This window comes from Ferrimonas marina (genome assembly GCF_900129905.1).
Classification (GTDB): domain Bacteria; phylum Pseudomonadota; class Gammaproteobacteria; order Enterobacterales; family Shewanellaceae; genus Ferrimonas; species Ferrimonas marina.
This window is the reverse complement of record NZ_FQXG01000005.1, coordinates 138,317-164,781: the sequence shown is the minus strand read 5'-3', so window position 1 is coordinate 164,781 and position 26,465 is coordinate 138,317. Positions and strand designations below refer to the sequence as shown.

The 26,465-nt window shown below is 61.1% G+C and carries 27 protein-coding genes; 18 read left to right on the top strand and 9 right to left on the bottom strand.

Going from position 1 to position 26,465, the window contains the following annotated elements; genetic code table 11:
- Positions 1–5 precede the first annotated feature (5 nt).
- A complete protein-coding gene (locus tag BUC04_RS13115) occupies positions 6–977 on the top strand; it encodes a DUF2333 family protein (protein ID WP_067661253.1) in 972 nt (323 codons plus the stop codon).
- 219 nt (positions 978–1,196) lie between these two features.
- A complete protein-coding gene (locus tag BUC04_RS13110; protein WP_067660975.1) occupies positions 1,197–1,862 on the top strand; it encodes a TIGR04219 family outer membrane beta-barrel protein in 666 nt (221 codons plus the stop codon).
- 61 nt (positions 1,863–1,923) lie between these two features.
- Here the strand turns inward: BUC04_RS13110 and tolC are convergent, their stop codons facing one another.
- Positions 1,924–3,261, bottom strand: coding sequence for an outer membrane channel protein TolC (tolC, locus tag BUC04_RS13105; protein WP_067660977.1), 1,338 nt, complete (start codon positions 3,259–3,261; stop codon positions 1,924–1,926).
- A gap of 467 nt (positions 3,262–3,728) precedes the next feature.
- On the opposite strand from tolC, the gene BUC04_RS13100 reads away from it, so the two are divergent.
- The 11 genes from BUC04_RS13100 to BUC04_RS23955 all read left to right on the top strand — a co-directional run bounded on the left by BUC04_RS13100 (position 3,729) and on the right by BUC04_RS23955 (position 13,874).
- Positions 3,729–4,346 carry an NUDIX domain-containing protein gene (locus BUC04_RS13100; RefSeq protein WP_067660980.1) on the top strand — a complete coding sequence of 206 codons (618 nt, stop codon included), beginning with the start codon at positions 3,729–3,731 and terminating at the stop codon, positions 4,344–4,346.
- Complete coding sequence (locus tag BUC04_RS13095; RefSeq protein ID WP_067660983.1) at positions 4,343–4,807, top strand: DUF1249 domain-containing protein; 465 nt, start codon at positions 4,343–4,345, stop codon at positions 4,805–4,807. Before BUC04_RS13100 ends, BUC04_RS13095 begins: the two co-directional genes overlap by 4 nt.
- Entirely contained in the window at positions 4,804–5,631 is an 828-nt protein-coding gene (cpdA, locus tag BUC04_RS13090) for a 3',5'-cyclic-AMP phosphodiesterase (RefSeq protein ID WP_234977407.1), read from the top strand. Before BUC04_RS13095 ends, cpdA begins: the two co-directional genes overlap by 4 nt.
- Before the next feature lie 38 nt (positions 5,632–5,669).
- Positions 5,670–6,266 carry a YqiA/YcfP family alpha/beta fold hydrolase gene (locus BUC04_RS13085; protein ID WP_067660987.1) on the top strand — a complete coding sequence of 199 codons (597 nt, stop codon included), beginning with the start codon at positions 5,670–5,672 and terminating at the stop codon, positions 6,264–6,266.
- Between the two features lie 77 nt (positions 6,267–6,343).
- Complete coding sequence (gene parE, locus BUC04_RS13080) at positions 6,344–8,233, top strand: DNA topoisomerase IV subunit B (protein WP_067660989.1); 1,890 nt, start codon at positions 6,344–6,346, stop codon at positions 8,231–8,233.
- A gap of 10 nt (positions 8,234–8,243) precedes the next feature.
- Positions 8,244–9,353 (top strand): PQQ-dependent sugar dehydrogenase, encoded by a 1,110-nt coding sequence (locus BUC04_RS13075; protein ID WP_067660991.1) that lies wholly within the window; start codon positions 8,244–8,246, stop codon positions 9,351–9,353.
- Positions 9,354–9,358: 5 nt separating this feature from the next.
- Positions 9,359–11,632: a DNA topoisomerase IV subunit A gene (parC, locus tag BUC04_RS13070; protein WP_067660993.1), complete on the top strand. Its 2,274-nt coding sequence runs from the start codon at positions 9,359–9,361 to the stop codon at positions 11,630–11,632.
- 107 nt (positions 11,633–11,739) lie between these two features.
- Positions 11,740–12,390 (top strand): CatA-like O-acetyltransferase, encoded by a 651-nt coding sequence (locus BUC04_RS13065; protein ID WP_143165715.1) that lies wholly within the window; start codon positions 11,740–11,742, stop codon positions 12,388–12,390.
- Between the two features lie 130 nt (positions 12,391–12,520).
- A complete protein-coding gene (locus BUC04_RS13060; RefSeq protein WP_067660997.1) occupies positions 12,521–13,249 on the top strand; it encodes a 1-acylglycerol-3-phosphate O-acyltransferase in 729 nt (242 codons plus the stop codon).
- 14 nt (positions 13,250–13,263) lie between these two features.
- A complete protein-coding gene (gene rraB / locus BUC04_RS13055; RefSeq protein ID WP_067661255.1) occupies positions 13,264–13,629 on the top strand; it encodes a ribonuclease E inhibitor RraB in 366 nt (121 codons plus the stop codon).
- Positions 13,630–13,727: 98 nt separating this feature from the next.
- Positions 13,728–13,874, top strand: a complete 147-nt coding sequence (locus BUC04_RS23955) for a hypothetical protein (RefSeq protein WP_156480007.1) — start codon at positions 13,728–13,730, stop codon at positions 13,872–13,874.
- A gap of 21 nt (positions 13,875–13,895) precedes the next feature.
- Here the strand turns inward: BUC04_RS23955 and BUC04_RS13050 are convergent, their stop codons facing one another.
- From BUC04_RS13050 to BUC04_RS13040, 3 genes are read right to left on the bottom strand one after another with little or no spacing between them, the layout of a single operon-like run.
- Positions 13,896–14,423: a GNAT family N-acetyltransferase gene (locus tag BUC04_RS13050; RefSeq protein WP_067660999.1), complete on the bottom strand. Its 528-nt coding sequence runs from the start codon at positions 14,421–14,423 to the stop codon at positions 13,896–13,898.
- Positions 14,420–15,382: a sensor domain-containing diguanylate cyclase gene (locus BUC04_RS13045; protein WP_067661001.1), complete on the bottom strand. Its 963-nt coding sequence runs from the start codon at positions 15,380–15,382 to the stop codon at positions 14,420–14,422. The genes BUC04_RS13050 and BUC04_RS13045 overlap by 4 nt, the downstream gene beginning before the upstream one ends.
- A gap of 2 nt (positions 15,383–15,384) precedes the next feature.
- Entirely contained in the window at positions 15,385–16,347 is a 963-nt protein-coding gene (locus tag BUC04_RS13040; protein ID WP_067661002.1) for a response regulator, read from the bottom strand.
- An 87-nt stretch (positions 16,348–16,434) separates the two neighbouring features.
- Between BUC04_RS13040 and BUC04_RS13035 the strand changes: the two genes are divergently transcribed.
- A complete protein-coding gene (locus tag BUC04_RS13035) occupies positions 16,435–17,232 on the top strand; it encodes a crotonase/enoyl-CoA hydratase family protein (RefSeq protein ID WP_067661004.1) in 798 nt (265 codons plus the stop codon).
- 779 nt (positions 17,233–18,011) lie between these two features.
- Here the strand turns inward: BUC04_RS13035 and rpoD are convergent.
- The 4 genes from rpoD to rpsU form a co-directional block, all read right to left on the bottom strand.
- Positions 18,012–19,838: an RNA polymerase sigma factor RpoD gene (rpoD, locus tag BUC04_RS13030; RefSeq protein ID WP_143165714.1), complete on the bottom strand. Its 1,827-nt coding sequence runs from the start codon at positions 19,836–19,838 to the stop codon at positions 18,012–18,014.
- A gap of 76 nt (positions 19,839–19,914) precedes the next feature.
- Positions 19,915–21,714 (bottom strand): DNA primase, encoded by a 1,800-nt coding sequence (gene dnaG, locus BUC04_RS13025; RefSeq protein WP_067661008.1) that lies wholly within the window; start codon positions 21,712–21,714, stop codon positions 19,915–19,917.
- 90 nt (positions 21,715–21,804) lie between these two features.
- Positions 21,805–22,248, bottom strand: a complete 444-nt coding sequence (locus BUC04_RS13020) for a GatB/YqeY domain-containing protein (protein ID WP_067661010.1) — start codon at positions 22,246–22,248, stop codon at positions 21,805–21,807.
- 2 nt (positions 22,249–22,250) lie between these two features.
- On the bottom strand, positions 22,251–22,466 hold the full coding sequence (rpsU, locus tag BUC04_RS13015) for a 30S ribosomal protein S21 (protein WP_067661012.1): 216 nt from the start codon (positions 22,464–22,466) through the stop codon (positions 22,251–22,253).
- Positions 22,467–22,652: 186 nt separating this feature from the next.
- Between rpsU and tsaD the strand changes: the two genes are divergently transcribed.
- Positions 22,653–23,669 (top strand): tRNA (adenosine(37)-N6)-threonylcarbamoyltransferase complex transferase subunit TsaD, encoded by a 1,017-nt coding sequence (gene tsaD / locus BUC04_RS13010; RefSeq protein ID WP_067661014.1) that lies wholly within the window; start codon positions 22,653–22,655, stop codon positions 23,667–23,669.
- Positions 23,670–23,680: 11 nt separating this feature from the next.
- On the opposite strand, the gene plsY is transcribed toward tsaD, so the two are convergent.
- Positions 23,681–24,283: a glycerol-3-phosphate 1-O-acyltransferase PlsY gene (gene plsY / locus BUC04_RS13005; protein ID WP_067661016.1), complete on the bottom strand. Its 603-nt coding sequence runs from the start codon at positions 24,281–24,283 to the stop codon at positions 23,681–23,683.
- 120 nt (positions 24,284–24,403) lie between these two features.
- On the opposite strand from plsY, the gene folB reads away from it, so the two are divergent.
- Genes folB through BUC04_RS12990 form a run of 3 tightly spaced genes read left to right on the top strand, consistent with a single transcriptional unit; the run spans position 24,404 to position 26,065 of the window.
- The gene (gene folB, locus BUC04_RS13000) at positions 24,404–24,760 is read left to right on the top strand and encodes a dihydroneopterin aldolase (protein ID WP_067661017.1); all 357 of its coding nucleotides are present in this window, start codon (positions 24,404–24,406) and stop codon (positions 24,758–24,760) included.
- Positions 24,757–25,245, top strand: coding sequence for a 2-amino-4-hydroxy-6-hydroxymethyldihydropteridine diphosphokinase (folK, locus tag BUC04_RS12995; RefSeq protein ID WP_067661018.1), 489 nt, complete (start codon positions 24,757–24,759; stop codon positions 25,243–25,245). Before folB ends, folK begins: the two co-directional genes overlap by 4 nt.
- Before the next feature lie 25 nt (positions 25,246–25,270).
- Positions 25,271–26,065, top strand: coding sequence for an undecaprenyl-diphosphate phosphatase (locus tag BUC04_RS12990; RefSeq protein ID WP_067661019.1), 795 nt, complete (start codon positions 25,271–25,273; stop codon positions 26,063–26,065).
- The last annotated feature ends 400 nt before the right edge of the window (positions 26,066–26,465 follow it).

The following is a 26,465-nucleotide window of genomic DNA, read 5'->3' as shown; positions in this document are numbered from 1 at the left end:
ATATGGTGAAAGTGAGCACGAAGAGCGTTGTTATCACCCTCGGGGTGGTGCTGCTGCTCAACTACCTGATTGCGGTCTGGTGGAGCTTTGAACCCAAGGTGATTGAGCAGGCCGACCTGTCGCCACCGCAGGGGGAAAAGGTGGTGGGCTATGCCACCACCACGGCGGCCATCCTGATCGGCAATACGCTGCTGGATAAGCCCGGTGGCTTCCTCTCCAACGACGTCATGCCCCCCTCGGTTTTGATGGATAACATGCCGGCCTTCGAGTTCGGCGCGCTGGAGCAACTGCGAGACCTGACCCTGATCATGCGCCGGGATTTCTCCCGTTCACAGAGCCAGTCCACCGAGGATGCGGATCTGAAGCAGGCCCAGCCGCGCTTCAACATCGATCATCGCAGCTGGATGGTGCCCCGGGCGGAGTCCGAATATCGCAAGGGTGTTGAGGCATTAGAGCGCTACCGTGACCGGATCAGCGATCCCAGTGACGAGCAGGCCCAGTTCTATGCCCGGGCGGACAACCTGGTGAGCTACCTGGACCTGGTGCAGAAGCGTTTGGGCAGCCTGTCTGGTCGCCTCGCCGCCAGTGTGGGACAGGACCGAGTCAACCTGGACCTGGCCGGTGATGAGTCGGCGGCGCAATCCACTGGCGCGCGTCAGGAGCACGTGGTGCAGACCAGCTGGTGGAAGATCGATGACGTATTCTACGAGGCGCGCGGCCATACCTGGGCACTGCTTGGCATCATGCGGGCCATCGAGCAGGACTTTGCCACCGTGCTGGAGAAGAAGAACGCCCGGGTCAGTCTGCGCCAGATCATCCGTGAGCTGGAGGCGACCCAGGATACGGTGTGGAGCCCGATGATCCTCAACGGCAGCGGCTTTGGCCTGGTGGCCAACCACTCATTGGTGATGGCCAACTACATCTCCCGCGCCAATGCGGCGCTGATCGATCTCAAGCAGCTGCTGTCTCGAGGCTAGTTGTAACTCCTGTTAAAAACCGGCCTGATGGCCGGTTTTTTGGTTTGTGGCTGCGGCATTGCTAAGGGTGATTTCACCGTCGAGGCGAAGTGGATTGTCCCATGCCGAGAACATCAGGTTTACGCACTGAAAATTTTAGCTTTTTTAGATTAGCGTCGTTGTAAGCTGCTGCCATGATCAGGACAATAGCCTGCCATCACACCACCTAAGGACAACCCGATGAAGTTTAAGCCGAGCATTCTTGCCGTCGCTCTGGCCGCCCCCCTCGCACTGCCTGCCCAGGCCGATCTGCTGGGTGCCAAAGCCGGTCTGGACCTGTTTTTCGTTAACACCAGTGGCAGCCTGGAAGCTGACAGCCCCGCCTGGGACGACAAGAGCCGCCTCAGCGCCTACGCCGCCTTTGAGCACTTTGTACCGCTGCTGCCCAACGTGATGCTGCGCTACAACCAGATGGGTACCGGTAAGGAAGCCAACGAGCTGGATCTGTCCAACACCGACTTCGTGTTCTATTACCAGCTGCTGGACAACTCCGGCGTAGAGCTGGACCTGGGTGTGAACTACCGTCTCTACAGCGGTGAGGTACGCCAGGGTGGCTGGAACCAGGAAGACCTGGATAATGGTGTGGTGATGGGTTACGCCCGTACCCGGGTAAACCTGGTGAGCACTGGTCTGTTCGTGTTTGCCGACGTGTCCATTAGCACCTTCACCAGCGACAACATCAGCGATTACCAGCTGGGCATGGGCTATGGCCTGGATCTGCCGCTGTTCGATCTGAACCTGAAGGCCGGCTACCGTCAGCACGATTTTGACGTGAAAGGTTTCAGTGGCGTCACCGCCGATGTGACCCAGGATGGCTGGTTCATGGGCGCCGAGCTGACCTTCTAAGGTTTGCCTGAGCCATCAAAAAACCCGCCAATTGGCGGGTTTTTTGATTTCTATCCGGTCATCAGGACTTCTGATCGCCATCCTGATCGGCGGAGGTAGCCGGGCGCAGGCCGCGGTTGATCATCTCCAGATCGTCAGCAGACAGGGTGCCGGCGGACTGTTTCAGGGTCAGCACGGACAGGATGTAGCCGTAACGGGCATCCGCCAGTTGCTGCTTAGCGCTGTAGAGCTGACGGGTGGAGTTGAGCACGTCCACGATGGTCCGGTTACCCACCTCGAAGCCCGCTTCGGTGGCCTTCAGGGCGCTCTCGGCGGAGATCACCGACTGCTCAAAGGCGCGGATGGAGCTGAGCGACGCGTTGACGTTGTTCAGGCTGGCACGGGTGTTGCGGATCACGCTGCGGTAGGTCTCTTCCAGGCTCTGCTGGGCGCCGACGTAGTTGGCTTGCTCCTGCTTGACCTGGGAGCTGACCGCGAAGCCGCTGAAGATCGGGATATTGACCTGAACACCCAGGGTGCCTTCGCCGTTGTCCTGAACGTTGGAGAAGGAGGTGTTCTCGTTGTAGCTGGCGACCAGGCCAATGCTGGGCAGGTGACCGGTCTTGGCCAGGTCGATGCGCTGCTTGGCGATCTCCACACCCAGGCGATCCACCAACAGGTTGAGGCTGGACTCCTCGGCGATGGTCTGCCACTGCTCGTGGGTGGCCGGGGTCGGCTTGTTGGGGCTGAAGCGCGCGGTATCCAGCACGTTCAGATCCCGGTGGCTCAGACCGGTGATCTCGCGCAGGGCTTCCAGGCGATTCTCCAGGGTGTTTTCAGCGGCGATCTCATCGGCCACTGCCAGGTCGAACTCCGCTTGGGCTTCGTGCACGTCGGTGATGGCGGTCAGGCCAACGGCAAAACGCTGCTTGGTCTGCTCTAGCTGACGCTCAATGGCGCGCTTATTGGCGCGGACAAAGTCCAGCGCGTCCTGGCCGGACAGCACGTCAAAGTAGGCCTGGGATACACGCACGATCAGCGCCTGTTCGGTCAGGCTGTAGATCAGCTCGGCCTGGCTGGCAGATTGCTTGCTCAAGTCCAGGCTGACGTAGTTGGCGTGGTCGTAGATGCTCTGGTTCAGGGACAAACCACCGGTGAAACCGTCGTCTTCACGGGCTTCAATCTCGCGGTTGTAGAAGGTGTTGCTGTAGCCCAAAGAGGCGTTCACCTGGGGCAGCAGTGAAGCACGGGACTGGCCAATGACCTCGTACGCAGCATCACGGCTGGCCTTGGCCTGAAGCAGTATCGGGTCTTTCATCAGCGCCTGCTGGTAGATCTGCAGCAGGTCGTCAGCCTGGGCGGCCATGGAGCTGCAAGCTAAGCCCACGGCAACGCATACAGAGCGCAGTTTAAGGTTCATTACCAATCCTTTATCTATAACAAAATCCCGGTCCGAAGAGGGACGGGAAAATACTGGGGTGATCCCCAATGGGTGTCCAGGTATCGCTTCTCAAGAGAGGATGGATCCAGCAGGAACCCAACGAAACCGGAGTCGGCAACGGTTCAGGGGCAGGGCGGGCCGTGCCTAAAACCGCGAATTAACTCAGCTTTCGTTGAGACCAGCCCGAAGGAAGTGCAGGCAGCAGGGGACGTCAGCGTTGCAGCCAGTTTGAAAGAGGACCACTATATTCCCTCATGGCTGCGTCTTGCCCTCGTCACCCTCATGCACTCTGAACCGATCATCTTCCCTATGAAACGGTACTAAACGACCATGACTTTGACAGCGTTAGTTAACTGAATCTGGTCCGGACAAGTCAACGAAAAATCAGTACGTAAGTGTAACAGAGTACGCTGAACAAAAGCTGTTACAAAGCAATGGGAGAAAGAATGCGTCAATGGAAGCCCCCGTTTGATAAATCCTCGCTGGTACTGGAGTCCCGCCGGACCCCGTACCAGGGTTTTTTCCGCCTCGAAGAGGTGACCTTCCGCCACCCCCTGTTTGCTGGTGGCGACAGTGGCCCGGTGACCCGCGAGGTGTTCGAGCGGGGCGATGCGGTGGTGGTGCTGGCCTATGACCCACAACGGGATGCGGTGGTGCTGCTGGAGCAGCTGCGCTACCCGGCGGCGCGCACCAGCGACAACCCCTGGCTGCTGGAGCTGGTGGCGGGGATCATCGAGCCCGGCGAGTCCAACGAGCAGGTGGCCCGGCGCGAGCTGATGGAGGAGGCCGGCCTGGAGGCGCACTCGCTCGAGCCCATCTGCAGCTTCCTCTCCAGCCCGGGAGCCTGTACCGAGCGGCTCTACCTTTACCTGGCGGAGGTGTCGGTTGAGGCTGAATCCGGCCTGTTTGGCCTGGCCTCGGAACAGGAGGACATCCGTCGCCACGTGGTGCCCAGAACCGAGGCCCTGGCGCTGATGGCCGAAGGACGGCTGGATAACGCCAGTACCCTGATCGGCCTGCAATGGCTGGCGCTCAACCACCATCGACGTTGGGGCGCACGGTGAAAACGGGTCGCTACAGCCCCAGCCTGGATGCGCTGCTGCGGCTATGCAGTCGCAACTACCGCTCCCTCACTGGGCTGCTGCTGGAGGGGCGTCGTCGTCAGGGCGACGACCAGCGATGCTTCGAGTGGCGCCATGCCCAGGAGCCGGTAACGCTCAGGCTCGAACTGCACGAGCAGACCCGCTACACCGAGGTGGTCACCATCGAGCGCCTCGCTCCACCGCTGCCCTTTGTTGATCCCCCTCGGATGGAGGTGCGTTTGTACCACGACGCCAGGGTGGCAGAAGTGTTAACTGGCCAGCATTTCTCGCGTTTTCTCCCCGTCTATCCCTATCCAAATGCCAAGATGTTGCAGCGTGATGAAAAATTTCAGGTTAACCTATTCTTGGCGGAGCTCCTCGAGCAGTTTCGCCAGTCTCAATGGCAGTTGACGCGGCAAGGCGAGGAGAGTCGAAAGCTTTGAAATCCCCATTGGAGCACCTTCACCCGGAGGCTGAAGACGGCAGTGTCGTTCTGGCCCAGTTGAGCGATCCTCATCTGTTTGCGGACCGGAACAACGTGTTTCTTGGTATCAATCCTTACGACAGCCTGAGTGCGGTCCTGGCTCAGCTGGCCGAGGAGAGTGGCGTGGATGCGCTGCTGGCCAGCGGCGACATCAGCCAGGATCACAGCGCCGAGTCCTACCAGCTGTTCACCAACATGGTGGATAACCTGCCGCTGCCGGTGTTTGCCCTGCCAGGTAACCACGACCTGCCCTCCCATATGCACAGCGTGCTGGGTGCCTCACCGGTGCACTACCAGCGCCGGGTTCGCATGGGCAACTGGCAGCTGTTGATGCTGGACTCCACCGTGCTGGGGATCCCCGCCGGCCATGTGCCTTTGAGTGAGCTGCGTTGGCTGCAGGGGGTGCTGGAGGCCAGCACCGACACCCACACCATGGTGGCGCTGCACCACCATGCGGTGCCCACCGGCTGTGCCTGGCTGGACCAACACAGCCTGGATAACGGCGCCGAGTTTCTCAGTCTGCTGGCACGCTACCCCCAGGTCAAAGGGGTGGTGTGGGGCCACGTGCACCAGGAGATGGACCTGATGCACGAAGGGATCCGCCTGATGGCGGTGCCCTCTACCAGCATTCAATTCCTTCCCAATAGCCGCGGTTTCGTGCTGGATACCCAGCAACCGGGCTACCGTTTACTGCGTTTGGGCTCCGATGGTAGCATCGATACTCAAGTTAAACGCCTGACCGGGCATGAGTTTGTTCCGGACCCTACGGCTTCCGGCTATTGACGGACCGGACGGTGGCACACCCGGAGTAAAGGCCCGTCATGCTGCTCTACCTGCACGGATTCAACAGCGCACCCAGTTCCCATAAGGCCCAGGCCACCGCTCGCTACCTGGCCGAACATCACCAGGATGAGCCTTTGGCCATCCCCCAGTTGGCCACCGCACCCCAGGCCGCCATCGATGGCGTACTGCCCCAGGCGGAGGCCGTCGTTGCCGCTGGTGAGCCGTTGCGGTTGATGGGCAGCTCGTTGGGCGGCTACCTGGCCACCTACCTGGTGGAAACCCTGAGCGAGCGTTATCCCGCGGCCGACATCAAGGCGGTGCTGATCAATCCGGCGGTGACCCCATTCGAACTGCTCAGCGACTACATCGGTGAGCAGGTAAACCCCTACAGTGGCGAAACCTACCGGGTAGAGCCGGAGCATATGACCGAGCTGAAGGCTTTAGATCGGCCGCTGATCCGTCGCCCGGAGGCCTACCAGGTGCTGCTGCAAAGTGGGGACGAGGTGCTGGACTACCGGGAGGCGGTGGCCAAGTATCAATGCTGCCAGATGGTGGTGGAACCGGGGGGCGACCACAGCTTCGTGGATTATGAGCGCCACCTGCCGCAGATCATGACGTTTATCGGCTTGGCCTGAGTCGGCCAGCGACCCTATTTGAATCGAACCCGCAGCCGTCGCTAAGATGGCTCGATTAGTCAACATTGGAAGAGTGGATGAGCAGTCAATATACCTCGGACGCGATTGAGGTACTCAGTGGCCTGGAGCCGGTGCAGAAGCGCCCGGGCATGTACACCGATACCACCCGCCCCAACCACCTGGGTCAGGAGGTGATCGACAACAGCGTCGACGAAGCCCTGGCGGGCCACGCCAGTGAGATCCAGGTGATCCTGCACGAGGATCAGTCGCTGGAGGTGATCGATAACGGCCGGGGTATGCCGGTGGACATCCACCCGGAGGAGGGCGTGCCCGGGGTCGAGCTGATCCTGTGCAAACTGCACGCTGGCGGTAAGTTCTCCAACAAGAACTACGAGTTCTCCGGCGGTCTGCACGGCGTCGGGATCTCGGTGGTGAACGCCCTGTCCAAGCGGGTCGAGGTCAAGGTACGCCGCGACGGTCAGATGCACGAGATCGCCTTCGAGCATGGCGACAAGGTGGAAGACCTCTCTGTCACCGGCACCGTGGGACGCCGTAACACCGGCACCAGTGTGCACTTCTGGCCCGACGCCAAATACTTCGACTCCGGCAACTTCTCCGCCAGTCGCATGGCCCACGGCCTGCGCGCCAAGGCGGTACTATGCCCTGGCCTGCGGATCCGTTTCGAGGACAAGGTTAAGGGCGAGAAGCACGAGTGGTTCTACGAGGAAGGCCTGCGCGACTATCTGGTGGACGCGGTGAAAGAGTGGCCCAAGCTGCCGGAGACCCCCTTTGTCGGTAACTTTTCCGGCAACAAGGAAGCGGTGGACTGGGCGGTGTTGTGGCTGCCGGAGGGTGGCGACAGCATCGGTGAGAGCTACGTTAACCTGATCCCCACCGCTCAGGGCGGTACCCACGTTAACGGTTTCCGCCAGGGTCTGCTGGAGGCGATGCGGGAGTTCTGTGAGTTCCGTAACCTGCTGCCCCGCGGCGTTAAGCTGGGCCCGGAAGACATCTGGGACAAGGCCGCCTACGTGCTCTCCACCAAGATGCAGGACCCGCAGTTTGCCGGCCAGACCAAGGAGCGTCTCTCCTCCCGCCAGGCCTCGGCGTTTGTTTCCGGCGTGGTTCGGGATGCCTTCAGCCTGTGGCTGAACGAGCACACCGAGCAGGCCGAACTGCTGGCGGAGCTGTGCATCAACAACGCCCAGAGCCGTCTGCGCAAGGCCAAGAAGGTGGCCCGTAAGAAGGTGACCTCCGGCCCGGCGCTGCCCGGTAAGCTGACCGACTGCACCGGCTCCGAAGCCAGCAAGGGCGAACTGTTCCTGGTGGAGGGTGACTCCGCCGGCGGTAGCGCCAAGCAGGCCCGGGACAAAGAGTTCCAGGCGATCATGCCGCTGCGCGGTAAGATCCTGAACACCTGGGAGGTGGATGCGTCCCAGGTGCTGGCCTCCCAGGAGGTGCACGACATCTCGGTGGCCATCGGCTGCGATCCCGACTCCGACGACATCTCCGGGCTACGCTACGGCAAGATCTGCATCCTGGCGGATGCGGACTCCGATGGTCTGCACATCGCCACCTTGCTCTGTGCCCTGTTTATGCAGCACTTCCGCGCCCTGGTGGAGCGTGGCCACGTCTACGTGGCGATGCCGCCGCTGTTCCGCATCGATGTGGGCAAAGAGGTGTTCTACGCCCTGGACGAGGGTGAGAAAGAGGGGATCCTCGACCGCATCGCGGCGGAGAAGAAACGCGGCAAGATCCAGGTTACCCGCTTTAAGGGCCTGGGTGAGATGAACCCACTGCAGCTGCGGGAGACCACCATGGATCCCAACACCCGTCGTCTGGTGCAGCTGACGGTGGACGATGGCGAAGCCACCATGGCATTGATGGACATGCTGCTGGCTAAGAAGCGCTCCGGTGACCGCAAGGACTGGTTGGAGCGCAACGGCGACATGGCGCAACTGGACTAAGGACAGGGACATGAAGAAAGGGATTTTGACCGCGCTGCTGGCAACGGTCAGCGTGGGGGCCGCGGCGGTACCGGCGGTGGAGCAGGCGGTGTTGCCGCCGGGGTTTGAACTGGAGGTCTATGTCGACGGCGTGGAAAACGCCCGGCAGATGGCCTGGGGTGACAAGGGCACCCTGTTTGTTGGCTCGCGTCGCGCCGGTAAGGTGCACGCGATCATTGACAGCAACCAGGATGGCCACCCGGACAAGGTCACCGTGCTGGCGGAGGATCTGACCCTGCCTTCGGGCCTGGCCTTCAAGGATGGCGCCCTCTACGTGGCGGCGGTGTCCACCATCTACCGCTGGAGCGACATCGAGGCCAAGCTGGCGGACAAGCCCAAGCCTGAAGTGGTGTATGACCAGCTGCCGGAGGACATCCACCACGGCTGGAAGTACATCGATTTTGCCCCGGATGGCCGCCTGGTGGTGCCGGTCGGCGCCCCGTGCAACATCTGCGACCGCGAGCTGCCCTACGCCACCATCCTGGCGTTGGACCTGGAGACCGGCGAGCGCGAGGTGCTGGCCAAGGGCGTGCGCAACAGCGTCGGCTTTGATTTCCACCCGCAAAGCGGCGAGCTGTATTTCTCCGACAACGGGCGCGACCACATGGGCGATGACATGCCGCCTTGTGAGATAAACCACCTGACCGAAGTGGGCAGTCACTTCGGCTACCCCTACTGGCATGGTGGGGTGATTGAAGACCCGGAGTATCCGATTCCGGCGTCGCTGAAGGGCAAGATGGTGGACCCCATCGCCCAGCTGCAGGCCCATGTGGCGCCACTGGGGGTGCACTTCTACCGTGGTGAGCAGTTCCCCGCCCCTTGGCGTGGTGCTTTGCTGATCGCCGAACACGGCAGCTGGAACCGCAGCAGTAAGGTGGGCTACCGGATCAGCGCGCTGACCTTCGATGGCAGTGACAACAGCGGCTACACCGTGCTGGTGGATGGCTGGCTGGATGGCGAGGAAGCCCTGGCTCGGCCGGTGGCGTTTTTGCCCCACCCGGATGGCAGCATCCTGATTTCTGATGATGATAAGGGCCGGATCTACCGGCTCAGTTACAACGGCGATAACGCCGGGAAGTGAGTACCATGACCGATCTGAGCGAAATGAGCTTAGAGGGCGTAGAGCAACTGCCTCTGCGCCAGTTTACTGAGCAGGCCTACCTGAACTACTCCATGTACGTGATCATGGACCGGGCCCTGCCGTTCATTGGTGACGGCCTGAAGCCGGTGCAGCGCCGGATCATCTACGCCATGAGCGAGCTGGGTCTGTCGGCCACCGCCAAGTACAAGAAATCCGCCCGTACCGTGGGTGACGTGCTGGGTAAGTACCATCCCCACGGCGACAGCGCCTGTTACGAGGCGATGGTGCTGATGGCCCAGCCCTTTACCTACCGCTACCCACTGGTGGATGGTCAGGGTAACTGGGGTGCGCCGGATGACCCGAAATCCTTCGCCGCCATGCGTTACACCGAATCCCGCCTGTCTCGCTTCTCCGAGGTGCTGCTGTCGGAGCTCGGTCAGGGCACCGTGGAGTGGGGGCCGAACTTTGACGGCACCCTGAAAGAGCCCAAGACCATGCCGGCGCGGCTGCCGCACATTCTGCTCAACGGCATCACCGGCATCGCCGTGGGCATGGCCACCGACATCCCGCCCCACAACGCCCGTGAGGTCGCCAACGCCTGTGCCCACCTGCTGGAGCACCCCAAGGCGGAGCTGGCCGAGCTGATGGAGTTCGTCCAGGGCCCGGATTACCCCACTGAGGCGGAGATCATTACCCCGCGCAGCGACATTGAGAAGCTCTACCGCACCGGTAAGGGCTCCATCAAGATGCGCGCGGTGTACAGCATTCAGGATGGCGAGGTGGTGATCACCGCGCTGCCGCACCAGGTCTCCGGCGCCAAGCTGATCGAACAGATCGCCGCCCAGATGCAGGCCAAGAAGCTGCCGATGGTGGCGGATCTGCGCGACGAGTCCGACCACGAAAACCCGGTCCGCCTGGTGGTGGTGCCGCGCTCCAACCGGATCGATCTGGACCAGTTGATGGCGCACCTGTTTGCCACCACGGATCTGGAGAAGAGCTTCCGGGTTAACCTCAACATGCTGGGGCTGGATAACCGCCCAGGCGTACGGGATCTGAAATCGATCCTGGTGGAGTGGCTGCAGTTCCGTACCGAAACCGTGCGTCGCCGCCTCCAGTACCGCCTGGACAAGGTGCTGACACGACTGCATATCCTCGATGGCTTGCTGATCGCCTTCCTCAACATCGATGAGGTGATCGACATCATCCGCAACGAGGATGAGCCCAAGGCCGCGTTGATGGCCCGCTTCGATCTGTCGGAGAAGCAGGCGGAAGCGATCCTGGAGATCAAGCTGCGCCAGCTGGCCAAGCTGGAAGAGATGAAGATCCGTGGCGAGCAGGAAGAGCTGGCCAAGGAGCGCGACAAGCTGGAGCTGATCCTCGGTTCCGAGCGTCGCCTTAAGACCCTGGTGCGCAAAGAGCTGCTGGCGGATGCTGAGACCTACGGTGACGATCGCCGCAGCCCGCTGCAGGAGCGGGAAGAGTCCAAGGCGATGAGCGAGCAGGACCTGACCCCGGCCGAGGCGGTCACCGTGGTGATGAGCGAGAAGGCCTGGGGCCGCTGCGCCAAGGGCCACGAGGTGGACCCGACGGCGTTGTCCTACCGGGCTGGCGACGGCTACCTGGCCCACGCCCGGGGCAAGAGCAACCAGCCGGTGGTGTTCCTGGAGAGTTCCGGTCGGGCCTACACCACCGAACCGCATACCCTGCCATCGGCGCGCAGCCAGGGCGAGCCGATGTCCGGCCGCTTTAACCTGGTGGCCGGTGCCCGGCTTGAGCATGTGGTGATGGGGCAGGAGAGCGATCTCTACCTGATGGCCTCGGACGCCGGTTACGGCTTTATCTGTCAGTACAAGGACATGATCAGCCGCAACAAGGCCGGTAAGGCGTTGCTGACCGTACCGGTGGGGGCCGAGGTGCTGGCGCCGCAGCGGATTGAAGACCAAGGCAGCCAGCGCTTGTTGGCGGTAACCACCGAAGGGCGGATGCTGCTGTTCCCGCTGTCGCAGCTGCCGGTGCTGGCCAAGGGCAAGGGCAACAAGATCATCGGCATCCCGGGGGAGCGGGCCAAGAGCCGTGAGGAGTACCTCAAGCATCTGGTGGTGCTTTCCGAGCAGGCGCGCATTACACTGTGGGCCGGCAAGCGCAAGCTGACCCTGAAGCCGGACGATCTGGCCCATTACTTGGGTGAGCGCGGCCGCCGGGGCAACAAGCTGCCCCGTGGCCTACAGCGTGTTGACCGGGTTGAGATCGAACAGGATCAACCCGCCACTGACGCCTAAGCCTCTCAGCCCGGACTTGTTCCGGGCTGACTGTTTTTCCGTATTGAACGCCACCGGGGCGGGCCATTGGGCTCGCCCCGGTGGCGTGTGGTGACATCGAGAAAACCATGATCTACCTGGATATGGCCCAGTGGCCGCGCCGACAGCAGTTTGATTTCTTTCGCAGCCTGGGCTGCCCCTACTTCAGCTTCTGTGCCGAGGTCCCAGTCCAGCCGCTGCTGGATTACTGCCAGCGCGAAAGGCTCAGTGCCTACCGGGCAATTACCTATGCCATGCTGCTGACCGCCAATGAGCTGCCCTGGATGCGCTGGCGCATCCGCGGTGAGCAGGTGGTGGAGCACCCCAGCCTCAATGCCGGTTTGACTGCCCTGGGCCAGGATGGCCAGGTGCGCTTTAGCCGTACCCCCTGGTCTGAAACCTTTGCCGAGTTTGACGCCCAGCTTGAGCACAACCAGCGAGAGGCCAGCGCCAGTGACACCCTGTTCAACCAGGGCCATTGCAATGGCGATACCGATGCCGATCTCTACCTCTCCTGTGTGCCCTGGCTGCGCTTTACCCAGTACAACAACCCGATGCCACTGAACCCAGTGGATTCGGTGCCCCGTATTGTCTGGGGTAAGTACGGTGACAGCGCCGACGGCAAGACCATACCGGTGGTGATCCAGGCCCACCATGCCCTGGCGGATGGCCTGCATCTGGCCCAGTTCTACCAGGTGCTGGAGCGTCACTGTCAGCAGCCACAAAGCTGGCTGCAGTAGCCGCTGTTATCGGTCAGGCCTTGGGCGTAAATAGAGGAAACTTTATTCAGCGCACAACTGTTAACCAAAGGCATTGCCCCCTGTGGCAGCCGGCCCTATACTGGGCGCCCGTTTTGCTCGGAGTACCGTCGTGCTGAAGTTGTTACGTAGCCTGATGTTGGGTGTTTTGCTGATTGGCGCCTTTGTGCTGGCGCTGCTGATGTGCCTGTTGCGGCCGTTTCATCGCAACAATGTCTACCAGGTGGCGAACTGGTTCGGTAAGGTCGGTCCGCTGCTGGGCCTGAAGGTGGTCAAGCGCGGTCAGGAGAACCTGATGAAGGAGCAGGCGGTGGTCTATATCGGCAACCACCAAAACTCCTATGACTTGTTCACCCAGAGCAGCCTGGTCCCGCCGGGCACCGTCAGCCTGGGCAAGAAGAGCCTGATCTGGATCCCGCTGTTTGGCCAGATCTACTGGCTCACCGGCAACATCCTGATCGACCGGGGCAACCGCAGCAAGGCGATCTCCACCATCCAGGATGCGGCCCGCAAGATCCGTGAGAAGGCGCTGTCGGTCTGGATCTTCCCGGAGGGCACCCGCTCCCGTGGTCGCGGCCTGCTGCCGTTCAAGACCGGTGCCTTCCACACCGCCATCTCCGCCGGGGTACCCATCGTGCCGGTGCTGGCCTCCTGCCAGAAAGACATCTGCATGAACAAGAAGGACAACGGCGTGGTGATCGTGGAAGCGATGGAGCCTATCCCCACCGAGGGACTCAGCAAAGAGGATGTGCGCGCTTTGGCTCAGAAGGTATACGATATGATGAATCGGCGTCTGGCGGAGCTGAATGCCGAAGCGGCCCAGCTGGCCGCGGCCAAGTAAGGAGCGCAAGCATGATGAACAAAGAACAATTGATTGCCGAGCAGCAGATGGAAACCCGCGAGATCGTGCAGGCGCTGCTGGACGATGGCTCTGATCCCCAGGCCAACTACAACATCGAGCACCACTTTGCGGCGTCCGACTTCGATGCCCTGGAGAAGGCCGCGGTGGATGCGTTCAAGGCGGGCTTTGCGGTGGATGATGCCGAAGAGCTGGAGTTGGACGATGGCAGCATCGCCTACTGCTTCTCCGCCATGGCGGAGCACCCGCTGGATCTGGAGCGGCTGGATAAGGACTGCGAGTCCCTGATTGAGCTGGCGAACAAGCACAAGGTTTTGTACGACGGCTGGGGCACCCACTTCGTCGAACCGAGTAAGCAGTAATCGCGTGAGCGGATCACGGGGCGGCCAAGGGCCGCCCCGTTTGCGTTGTGGCGGGGGATTTGGACTATAGTTGCTTCGTGCACATTGGAGGAACCCTCATGCAACCCACCACAGAGCGTCGCCAACAACAGCGGCGTCAGAGCCAAGACCGGCGCGGCACCTTGCGTTGGGAAAGCGTCTATAACCAGCGTCGTCATGGTATGGGACGCCGGGTCGAAGATCAGTTCGGCTTAGCGGGCACCTAGCGCTGTCCTGACGCCTCCCTGTCAGCTCTCCCCTTTATCTGACGAAACAGCATCGGGCGTCAGTGCCCGTTGCCAGATGGCCACGTCGTGCCAATTCTCAAACTTGAAACCCACTGAGCGCATCAATCCCACCGGCTCATACCCCAGCTTGCGATGCAGCGCCTCACTGGTGGGGTTGGGACTGGTGATCACCGCCAGAACCTGGGTGATCCCCCGTGATTGCAGGGCCTGCAGCAGCGCTTGATAGAGTGGCAGTGCCAGTCCTTTGCCCTGTTGCTCTGGCGCCAGGTAGATGGTGGTTTCGGCGCAGAAGCGGTAGGCGCTGCGGGTTTTGTAGTGGTTGCCATAGGCGTAGCCCGCCACCTGGCCATCATGCTCAATCACCAGCAGCGGAAACTGGCTGGCGATCCCCGCCAGGCGCTCGCCGAACTCGCACTCGGACAGCGGGGTTTCCTCAAAGGTGGCGGTATGAAACTCGATGGCGTGGTTGTAGATCTGCAGCAGTTGGGGCAGATCGTCGGGATGGTAGGGGCGAATAGGGTGGCTCACACAGGGGTCTCCGTTGGCAGGTCTGCCAACAGTATACGATCCCGTCCCGCTCGTTTGGCCCGGTAAAGTGCTTGATCGGCCAGCTCAAACCAATGCTCCGGGCTGTTCAGACTGGGGTGATAGGGACAGATCCCGATGCTGCCGGTGATGCTCAGGTCCGGGGCGTCGTCGAAGCGCAGCGTTGGTAGCTGCTGGCGCAGTCGATCGGCCAGCTCCTGGGCGTTTCGGTGTGGGGTCTCGGTCAGCAGCATCACGAACTCTTCGCCGCCGTAGCGAGCGACCACGTCGCCCTTGCGCAGCTGGTAGCCCAGCATGCCACCCACCTGGCGCAGCACCGCATCGCCGACGCTGTGGCCATAGTGGTCATTGATCCGCTTGAAGTGGTCCAGGTCGAGCACCAGCAGGGTGGTATCACGCTGATAGCGCCGGCAGCGGGCAAATTCACGCTCCAGCAGCGAGTGCCACAGCCGGCGGTTGGCCAGGCCGGTCAGGGTATCCTGGTGGCTCAAGCGGGCCAGGCTGTCGTTGGCCTGGCTCAGTTGCTGACGATCCTGGGCCTGGACACTGACGTCATAGAGTACGATGGCGGCGTGGCTGACCAAGCCGTTGCGATCCTTGAGCGGTTGGATGGTCATATTCTGGTGCATCTGCGCCAGCTCACCGGTCACCGGGCGGGAGTTGCTGAAGGGAAACACCCAGGGGCGTTGCTCCCAGACGGTGAAGGCACGGCTTTCCAGCAGGAAGGCGGCCTCTAGCTTGCCCTTGAGCCACTGGTCTGGCAGCTCGGGAAAGAGGGAAAACAGGTTGGCCTGATCGGCCTGCTGAGCGCCGATGCCGCTGTGGTTCTCCATAAAGCCGTTCCACAGCTGAACCCGGTAATCTCGGTCGATCACCACCAGCCCCACCTCGATGCCGTGCAGCAGCTGGGTCAGCCAGTGCAAGCGGTCCAGATCATCCATGGTTAGTGCTCCATCAGTGGGGTCATGACCGTGTGCAGTCGGGGTAGGGTGGATTCCGGCAGCAACAGCAACAGCTCACACAGGATCCCCCGCTTGGGCAGCTGGTAGCGGATCTCCACCGCCAGGGTCCTGGGCAGCTTCGACATCGCCGGCGCGCTGCTCATCGCTACCGGGTGGCTTTGGCAAAAGGGGATATCCAGCTGCTGGGACAGGGCGGAAAGGAAGACGGCAAACACCAGGTTGGCGGTGTCCATCTGACGCTCCAGCGGGCTGGACTCCGCTTGGTTGTTTGCCCGGGTCAACTGGGCCAGCAGGGCATCCCCCTCAGGCTGCATCAACAGCAATGCCTCGCCGCAGATCCCATGGCCGGCAAAGCCCTGGGAGATGACCGTTAACTCGGGATCGCTCAGCCCCCCTTCGAGCAGCATGGCCAGTTCCGCCGGCCCCAGCCGTCGCAGTCGCGGGATAGGTAGTTCAATAAACTGGCCCCACAGCTCCGCCATATTGGCGGCCGCTCGGCCCATGGCCACGTTGCAGATCTCCTGCAGGGCGTCATCAAAGGCCACCGCTGGCAGCGGTGGTGTCTCGGTTTCTTGGGTCAGGTTATATCCCAGCTGTCCCAACAGGTTGAGCAGAGGCTCCGCCACCACAGGCTTTTTCAGGAACTGCAGTGCGCCCAGGGCCATCACCCGGCGGTAGGCATCCGCCTGGATGTCGGCGGAGACCACGATCACCCGCGGGGCGTGCGGCTGGCCCTGCAACCACTGCAACACCTGGTAGCCGTCCATCTGCGGCATATTCAGGTCGAGAAACAGCAGGTCTGCAGGCTGTTGGGCTAACAGGGCTTTAAGCTCATGGCCATTGCCGGCAAAGCGTACGTCGTCCTGCCAGGGCGGGGGCAGGCATCGGCACAACTGCTTGCGGGCAAGCGCCGAGTCATCGCAGATCACGATCCGATGTGACACTGAATGATCCTGTTAAGAGTCAAAAGTTTGGAACGATTCTATTGCAGTTGTAGGATGTTGTCATGATGTTAGTGCCCAGGAGGGGTCATGAGTCAACGGGTAAGCTGGCAGCTGAAAAACGGGGTGGCTTATGTGGAGCTGAACCGGCCAGATAAGCACAACGCCCTGGATTTCGAGATGTTCAAGGCGATCGTCTCGGTGCAGAAACAGCTGGCTCGCCAGCGCTCGCTGCGTGGTGTCATCCTCAGTGGGGCTGGTGAGGACTTCTGCAGCGGACTCGACATCAAGTCACTGATGGGCAACGCCCGCCAGGCCGCTCGGCTGCTGTGGAAGTGGTGGCCAGGTCAGGCCAACCTGGCCCAGCGGGTGTGCACCGGCTGGCGGGATCTGCCCGTCCCGGTGATGGCTGTGCTGCATGGCCGGGTTTGGGGTGGTGGCTTGCAGATTGCCCTAGGGGCAGACTTCCGCTTCTGCCATCCGGATGCGGACCTATCGGTGATGGAGGCCCGCTGGGGACTGCTACCGGATATGGGCGGTAACCTGGCGGTGCGTGAACAACTGGCCCAGGACCAGGCATTGTGGCTGGTGATGAGTGGCGAACAGATTGGGGCGGACAAGGCCCTGGAGCTGGGCCTGGTTACCGGCCTGGACAGCGACCCTCTGGCCCTGGCTCAGCGCAAGATGACCACTTTGCTGCGTTGCTCACCGGATGCGCTGGCAGCCAGCAAGCGTTTGTACCGACGCCATGGCGTGCCACACAACGGCGCCATGCTGGGGGCAGAGACCCTGAGCCAGATCCGTTTGCTGATGGGCCGCAACCAGAGAGTGGCCACCGCCAAGGCTCGGGGGAAGGAGCGGGAATACCAGCCGCGGGGGCGATGGTGATTTGAGTGGCCGCGCGGCTTTTTGCCGGGGCGGCCCGGCGACCGGTCAGGGCTTCGCCCCGACACCCCTTTTGCCTCCGGGGCCGGGCTTATCTTCGCTCTCAGCTGAGTCATGTCGGGACTGACCAGAGTCGACTCCCTGTCTCCGCTGGTCACTCGGGCCATCCCTGGCCCTCGCCCTCATTCCCTCAGCTTTCGCTCAGGCCCGGCCAGTCGGCGAGGGAGGACGGCTAACGCCGTGATAGTCTCGATGGCCCATCAATAATCAAAATCCGCATACTCGGATGCCCCACTGCTCTTGCGCCGACTTGGCCGCCCCCTTCACTCGCGGCAACGGCGGAGATGAGACATAAAAAAGGCTTATCGCGGATCTCCGGGGGCAAGAGCTCACTTAGTGACAGTTAGCGAAATCCACACAACTCAGTTTGATAAACCCTCTCAGGCATGGTGAACCAATGGTTCTTGCGCCGACTTTGAGATGCCCGAGCAGAGGCTTCATCGGCAAGGCTGAGGGCCAGGATGGCCCGAGTGACCAGTGGAGGCATGGAAGCCGACTCTGGTCTTTGCCGCCCGTCGATGTCGTCGATGCGAGGACTCAGCACCGATTGGAGGCAACGGGGGTTCCAAGGGGGCGATTAGCCCCTTTGGTTGCCGTCGCCAACGCGACAAAGCTACGAAGCGAAGAGTGGCGACTCTCACGAGTGAGAGTTAACTCCGCAAATATGCGAAAACCATAAAAAAACCCCGCGGTTGCGGGGTTTTTTCGTTAAGCCGTTGGGCTTATTCGTCCAGGAAGCTCTTGAGGATCTCAGAGCGGGAGGGGTGGCGCAGCTTACGCAGGGCCTTAGCTTCAATCTGACGGATCCGCTCACGGGTTACGTCAAACTGCTTGCCCACCTCTTCCAGGGTGTGGTCGGTGTTCATCTCGATACCGAAGCGCATCCGCAGTACCTTGGCTTCACGGGCGGTCAGACCGGCCAGTACCTCGTTGGTGGCCATCTTCAGGCTCTCGGAGGTGGCGGAGTCGATCGGCTGGGCCAGGGTGGTGTCCTCGATGAAGTCACCCAGGTGGGAATCTTCATCATCACCGATCGGCGTCTCCATGGAGATCGGCTCTTTGGCGATCTTCAGCACCTTACGGATCTTGTCCTCCGGCATCATCATCCGCTCAGCCAGCTCTTCCGGGTTGGGCTCGCGGCCCATCTCCTGCAGCATCTGACGGGAGATGCGGTTGAGCTTGTTGATGGTCTCGATCATGTGTACCGGAATACGGATGGTACGGGCCTGGTCCGCGATGGAGCGGGTGATGGCCTGACGGATCCACCAGGTGGCGTAGGTAGAGAACTTGTAGCCACGACGGTACTCGAACTTGTCTACGGCCTTCATCAGACCGATGTTGCCCTCCTGGATCAGATCCAGGAACTGCAGGCCACGGTTGGTGTACTTCTTGGCGATGGAGATCACCAGACGGAGGTTGGCTTCCACCATCTCCTTCTTGGCGCGGCGAGCCTTGGCTTCACCGATGGACATGCGACGGTTGATGTCCTTGATCTTGGCGATAGACAGACCGGTTTCCTGCTCCACCACTTCCAGCTTCTGGATGCAGCGCTGCAGCTCGTCCTGGTTGCGGCCCAGGGCCTCGGAGTAGGATTTGCCGGCGTCGATCTCGGTCTGCAGCCAGCTGGCGTCGGTTTCGCTACCAGCAAACACCTTCATGAAGTTCTTCTTCGGCATCTTGCACTGCTCGACGCACACCTTCATGATCAGGCGCTCCTGCACCCGGACGCGGTCCATCATGGTACGCATGCTGCCAACCAGCTTGTCGAACTGCTTGGGTACCAGGCGGAACTCTTTGAACAGCTCAGACAGCTTGGTGACCACCATGGCCACTTCCAGCGAGTCGGTGCCGTGCTCTTCCATCGCCTGACGGGCCAAGTCGTAGTGCTGACGCAAGGCGTCAAACTTCTCTTTGGCCTGGACCGGATCGGGACCGCTCGGGGTATCGTCCTCTTCGTCCTCGTCCTCTTCGTCTTCCTCTTCGTCGTCCAGCTCCTCTTGAGGCAGCTCGGAACCAACGTGGGTGGCGGTGGGGGCTTCATCTTCTTCGGTGACAAAACCGGAGATGATCTCAGACAGACGCAGCTCTTCCGCTTCGAAGCGATCCCAGTCTTCCAGCAGGGAAGCGATGGCGGCCGGGTACTCGGCAACGGAGCACTGTACCTGGTTGATGCCGTCCTCGATGCGCTTGGCGATCAGGATCTCGCCTTCGCGGGTCAGCAGCTCAACAGTACCCATCTCACGCATGTACATGCGCACGGGGTCAGTGGTACGACCGAGCTCACCTTCAACGCTGGCCAGGGCGGCAGCGGCCGCTTCAGCAGCGTCTTCGTCGGTGGCGTCCTCGGACATCATCAGCTCGTCTTTGTCCGGAGCGGACTCAAACACCTGGATGCCCATGTCGTTAATCATCTGGATAATATCTTCGATCTGGTCGGAATCGACCATGTCCGCCGGCAGGTGATCATTCACCTCGGCGTAAGTCAGGTAGCCTTGCTCTTTGCCTTTAGCGACCAAGAGCTTAAGTTGCGACTGCGGAGTTTGATCCATTGATATCATCCACTTAAGGTTAAAAACTTGGGTAAGCGGCCGGTGACGCGCAAATAGCCAATTATAACGGCGAAGGCTAGTGGCCGCTAGCCTTAGATGCGCCCCGAAGCGAGGCCAAGGCCGCGTTCAGGCTATGCATTTGCCGGATTTCCTCCACCGTGATGGTGCCATTCCGGGCTTTCTGGTTGAGCGACTCGGATAACTGCTCGAGGAACCGCTGGTTGAGCCAGCTGATGCAGTCGGCAAACTCCGACTCCAGGTTGTCTTCCACGGCGAACGGCCAAGCCATCAGTTTTTTCAAAATTGCCTCTTCCGGCCGACCCCGGAACCGCTCCAGTAGTTGGCCGGTGGTCAGGCTGGTAGAGCGGCACAGCTCCAGCATCTCTGCCAGCAGCGCCACTCCCTTGAGGTTCAGTTGCTGCAGTGCCACCTGGGGTTCCAGATCGTGGCCCAGCGCCGGCTTGTGCAGCAGCAGCGCAATGGCGTGACGCAGCGGCGTGCCGCGACCCTGTTGCGCTTGTTGCAGCGGCTTGGGGTTACCCTTGGGGCTGGGCTGACTAAAGTGCTGTCTTGCCCCCCAGCCTAGCTCGGTTTCCAGTCGCTGCAGCAATGTCTCTTTCAGTACGTCATCGGCGATCTGCTCGATCAACGGCTTGATCCCGGAGATAAAGCGGCTCTTGCCCTCATCACTGGAGAGATCGGCGCTCTCCAACTGGTGATTGAACAGGTAATCCGACAGGGGCATCGCTTCGGCGATGCGTTGCTCGAAGGCGTCTTTGCCCTCCTGGCGTACCAGGCTGTCCGGATCCTCGCCATCGGGCAGGAACATGAATTTTAGCGCCTTGCCGCTTTTCAGCATCGGCAGGGCGGTTTCCAGCGCGCGCCAGGCGGCTTCGCGCCCGGCCCGGTCGCCGTCGTAGCAGCACACCACCTCGCTGCCGGCGGTGCGCATCAGCAGCTGGATATGCTCAGCCGTGGTGGAGGTACCCAGCGAGGCCACGGCGTAATCGATGCCGTTTTGTGCCAGCGCCACCACGTCCATATAGCCTTCCACTACCAGTACCCGCTCCGGGCTGCGGTGCGCCTGGCGCACCTGGTAGAGGCCATAGAGCTCGTGACTCTTATGGAAGATCGGGGTTTCCGGTGAGTTCAGGTACTTGGGGGTACCGTCCCCCAGCACCCGGCCGCCAAAGGCGATCACCCGGCCGCGCCGATCCTGGATCGGGAACATCAGCCGATCACGAAAGCGATCGTACTTACGCCCGGTGCCCTCTTTTTCAATCAGCATGCCGCATTCGGCCAGCAGGTGAACGGCGCGATTGTCGCCCTTCTTCTGGCTCATCAAGGCGTCCCAACCCGGGGGCGCGAATCCGATGCCGAACTTCTGCACGGTTTCGCCATCCAGGCCACGGCCCTTGATGTAGTCGATCACCCGCTCTTTTTCGTCGTGCTGGCGCAGCTGCTGCTGGTAGTAGCGTGCCGCCCATTGCATCAGGCTGTAGTGATCGTCGCTGCCCCCTTTCGGGCGAGGGGCACTGGTGCGAGGACTCTGGCTGTTGGGCGTCGAGGCCTCCCGGACCACCTCCATGCCGACGGTGCTGGCCAGGTCCTCGATGGCATCGGGGAACTCAAGCCGGTCGTACTCCATGATGAAGTCGATGGCGTTACCATGGGCACCGCAACCGAAGCAGTGGTAGAACTGCTTATCCTGGCTGACGGTAAAGGAGGGGGTTTTTTCGTTATGGAATGGGCAGCAGGCGTGGTAGTTCTTGCCCGCTTTTTTCAGTTTTACCCGGCCGTCGATCAGCTCGACAATATCCACTCGGGAAAGCAATTGATCAATAAAATCTCTGGCTATCCGACCGGCCACTGACATTCACCCTGAATCTTTGTTGACTATTCTGTTTATCACAAACAAACAAGCCGTGCAGTATGCACGGCTTGTTGCTGTGATCGGAGCGACCGATTAACCGAGCTGGGCTTTTACGATTTTGCCCACTTCGGCCATATCGGCTCGACCCTGGACCTTGCCTTGCAGCAGGCCCATCACCTTACCCATATCACGCATCGAGCTGGCGCCAGATTCGGCAATCACCTCTGCGACGACGGTGTTGATCTCGTCATCGCTCAGTTGCTGCGGCAGGAACTCCTGCAGCACAACCACTTCGGCGGCTTCCGCCTCAGCCAGCTCGGGACGACCGGCGTCCTCGTACTGTTTGATGGAGTCACGACGTTGCTTAACCATCTTGGTCAGCACGACGATGATCTCTTCATCGCTGAGGGTCTTGGCTTCGTCCACTTCGACCTGCTTGATCGCAGCCAAAGCCATGCGCACGGTACCCAGGCGAGCCTTATCTTTGGCTCGCATCGCCACTTTCATGGCGTCCTTGAGTTGCTCGATGAGAGTCATGATCAGTACAGGCGAGTACGACGTGCGTTTTCGCGAGCCAGTTTCTTGGCTTGACGCTTGGCAGCAGCAGCTTTAGCGCGCTTACGTACGGTGGTCGGCTTCTCGTAGTGCTCACGACGACGCACTTCAGACAGGATACCTGCCTTCTCACAAGAACGCTTGAAACGACGCAGTGCTACGTCGAAGGGCTCGTTTTCACGGACTTTAATTACCGGCATCTGCCTCTTACCTCGAAATACTTCGGTTTAGGGCTGGTCATTCTTTGAGCAGCCTCGATTCAAAATGGTGCGAAATTCTACTCCGAGTCTACCGGGCTTGTAAAGTCCGGTAGCACCAAACACTGGCCAGCGGAGTAGGGCAACGCTAGAATTGCGCCACTTTTAGCAATGACGAGAGAGTTTAGCATGCGCATTCTGGGGATAGAAACTTCCTGTGATGAGACCGGTGTCGCCATCTACGACGATGAGGCCGGGCTGCTGGCCCACACTCTCTACAGTCAGGTAAAGCTGCATGCCGATTATGGCGGCGTGGTGCCGGAGCTGGCCTCCCGCGACCACGTGCGCAAGCTGGTGCCGCTGGTGAAGGAAGCCCTGGCCGAGGCCAAGCTCAGCGCCGATCAGATTGACGGGGTTGCCTACACCGCCGGCCCGGGTCTGGTGGGGGCCCTGCTGGTGGGGGCCTGCGCTGGCCGTGCCCTGGCCTATGCCTGGGGCGTGCCGGCCGTGGCGGTTCACCATATGGAGGGTCACCTGCTGGCACCCATGCTGGAGGAGACACCGCCGGCGTTCCCCTTTGTGGCGCTGCTGGTGTCCGGTGGTCATACCCAGCTGGTGCGGGTGGATGGCATCGGTCAGTACCAGTTGCTGGGTGAGTCCATCGACGATGCCGCCGGCGAAGCCTTTGATAAGACTGCCAAGCTGATGGGGCTGGACTACCCCGGTGGGCCGCTGCTGTCGAAACTGGCAGAGCAGGGTAACAGTGGTCGCTTCAAGTTTCCGCGGCCGATGTGTGACCGCCCGGGGCTGGATTTCAGCTTCTCTGGCCTTAAGACCTTCGCGGCCAACACCATTGCCGCCGAGGGTGACAGCGCACTGGCGGACATCGCCCGTGCCTTTGAGGATGCGGTGGTGGACACCCTGGCGATTAAGTGCCGTCGGGCGCTGGAGCAGACCGGCCTGAACCGACTGGTGATCGCCGGCGGCGTTAGTGCTAACCGTCACCTGAGGGCACAGCTGGAGTCGATGATGCAGAAACGGGGTGGTGAGGTGTTCTACCCGCGGCCGGAGTTTTGCACTGACAATGGCGCGATGATCGCCTACGCCGGGATGCAGCGGCTTAAGGCCGGTGAGCATCAAGCTCTGGCGGTGAAGGGGCAGCCACGCTGGCCACTGGACCAGCTGAGCGCCCTGGGGCAGTCATAAGAAAACGCGGCTTAGGCCGCGTTTTTCTTTTTGCTGCCGAAGCGGTGCTCCTGGCCGCGCCAGAGTCGGACCATGTTGCCCTTATGGCGCCATAGGATCAGCAGACAGAGTAGCGCTACCGCCACGGCATACTGGCCTTTGAACAGCCAGGCATAGAGCGGGGCCAGCAGGGCGGTGACGATGGAGGCCAAGGAGGAGTAGCGGCTGATCAGGGCAACCACCACCCAGGTGGCAATCACAGCACCTATCATGTCAAAGCCGATGGGGGCCACCGCGCCCAGGGCGGTCGCGACGCCTTTACCGCCCTGGAATTGGAAAAAAATGGGGTAGATGTGGCCCAGGCAGGCGGCGATGCCAATGGCGGCCAACGCCAGCGGCGGCAACCCCAGGTAGTAGCTGCCCCATACCGGCAGGGTGCCCTTGAGCACATCGAACAGCAGCACCAAGGCAGCCGGGCCTTTGCCACCGAGGCGCAGCACATTGGTGGCGCCGGGATTGCCACTGCCCTGGGTGCGGGGATCCGGCAGACCAAACAGGCGACTGACCAGCACGGCGCTGGAGATGGAGCCCAACAGGTAGGCCACCAGGCAGAGCGACAACACGAGCAGGGTCATGGGCTGCGATTTGTTTCCTTTTCCAGTTAGGCTATTATCCTTCGCCCAAAACGCGCCGCTTTGGCGCGTTGCAAAGTCAGCCTAGGTTATCCTGACCACAGCCGGAGCGCCAGTTTACACATGACCGACCAGGTGTTTATCGAAGGGCTCGAATGCCAAGCCGTGATCGGCGTGTTCGAGTGGGAGAAGCAGATCCGCCAGACCCTGGTGCTGGATCTGCAGATGGATTGGGATAATCGCCCGGCGGCTGCGTCGGACGACTATCAGCATGCGCTCTGTTATGACACCCTGTCCAAGGCGGTCACCGAACTGGTGGAGCAAACGCCCCACGAACTGGTGGAAACCGTGGCAGAGAAGGTGGCGGCGCTGATCCTGGAACGCTTCGCTGTGCCACGAGTACGGGTTCGAGTCGCCAAGCCCGGTGCAGTGGCCAACGCCCGCACTGTCGGCGTGTGTATCGAGCGGAGCCAAGCATGACGCGTATCTTTATTAGCCTCGGCAGCAACATTGATGCCCATACCCACATCTATAATGGGCTTAACGATCTGGCCGAAGAGCTGGATAACCTGATGATCTCAACCGTTTACGAGAGCGAAGCGGTGGGCTTTGAAGGGGATAACTTCCTCAACCTGGTGGCCCAGGCGGACACCGAGTTGAGTATTGAGCAACTGGTGTCGCTGTTTAAGGCCATTGAACAGAAGCACGGCCGGGTGCGGGGGGCCAAGAAATTCGCGCCGCGAACCCTGGACCTGGATCTGCTGCTCTATGGCGAAACCCAATGCGAGCTGCCGGTGGTGCTGCCGCGGGAAGAGATCTACCACAACGCCTTTGTGCTCCAGCCCCTGGCGGAGCTGTGGCCGGAAGGGGTGATCCCCGGTGCCACTGTTAATTTGGCTCAGTTGTGGCAAGACTATAAGAAACAACAAAAGTTGTGGCCTATTGAGTTCCGCTGGCCGCGTTGATCTGTTTTTCTGAAAGGAAGCGACATTGGATCCCATTCAGGCAATCGTCCTGGCCATCATCCAGGGCCTGACCGAGTTTTTGCCCATCTCCAGCTCTGCCCACCTGATCCTGCCGGCTCAACTGCTGGATTGGGAAGACCAGGGGCTGGCCTTCGACATGATGACCCACGCCGGCACCCTGGCGGCGGTGATCATCTATTTCCGTCATGATGTACGCAGCCTGCTGGTGAACTGGGCTGGTTCTCTGGCCGGACGGCATAACGAAGAGAGCCGGATGGCCTGGCTTATCATCCTGGCCACCATTCCTGCCGGCCTGGCGGGGCTGATGTTCAGTGACATCATCTCCAACGACCTGCGCTCCACCACGGTGATCGCCACCACCACCCTGGTGTTTGGTTTGCTGATGTGGTTTGCCGATGCCACCGCCTCGGAGAAGCGCGAGTTTGCCCAGATCACCTGGCAGATCGCCCTGCTGATTGGCTTTGCCCAGGCACTGGCGCTGATCCCCGGCACCTCCCGCAGTGGGGCTACCATCACCGCTGCACTGCTGCTGGGCCTGACCCGACTGACCGCGGCGCGCTTCTCGTTCCTGCTGTCCATCCCGATCACTTTGGCGGCCAGTGGCTACGAGTCCCTGGGTCTGCTGAAGAACCCGGAGCCGGTGGAATGGTTCCCGTTGCTGCTGGGTCTGGTGGTGGCCTTTTTCTCGGCCTATGCCTGTATCCATCTGTTCCTGAAGGCGATTGGCCGTATGGGCCTGTTCCCCTTCGTGGTCTACCGACTGGCGTTGGCAGCGATATTGTTCCTGTTCTTTATCTAAACGACGAGCGCGGAAAAAGGCCCCGAGTGGGGCCTTTTTTTGGTTGTTCGCAAATTGGTGGGGTTAGCACCTTTCGGTGCTGTTCTTCATCTTTTGATTTGTCTCCATGTCGCGTTGGCGACGACAACCAAAGGGGCTACTCGCCCCCTTGGAACCCCCGTTGCCTCCTATCGGTGCTGGATCTTTACTCCGGAGACATCGGCTGGCGGCATAGACCAGAGTCGACCTCCATGTCTCCGCTGGTCACTCGGGCCATCCTGGCCCTCTGCCTTGCCGATGACGCCGTCGCGCAGGCACCTCAAAGTCGGCGTAAGAGTCAATGGTTCTCCATCCCTTGGAGTGCTTATCAAGCTAAGTAGTAGGGATTTCGCTGGGGCCTAAGAAGCCGTTAGCTCTTTTC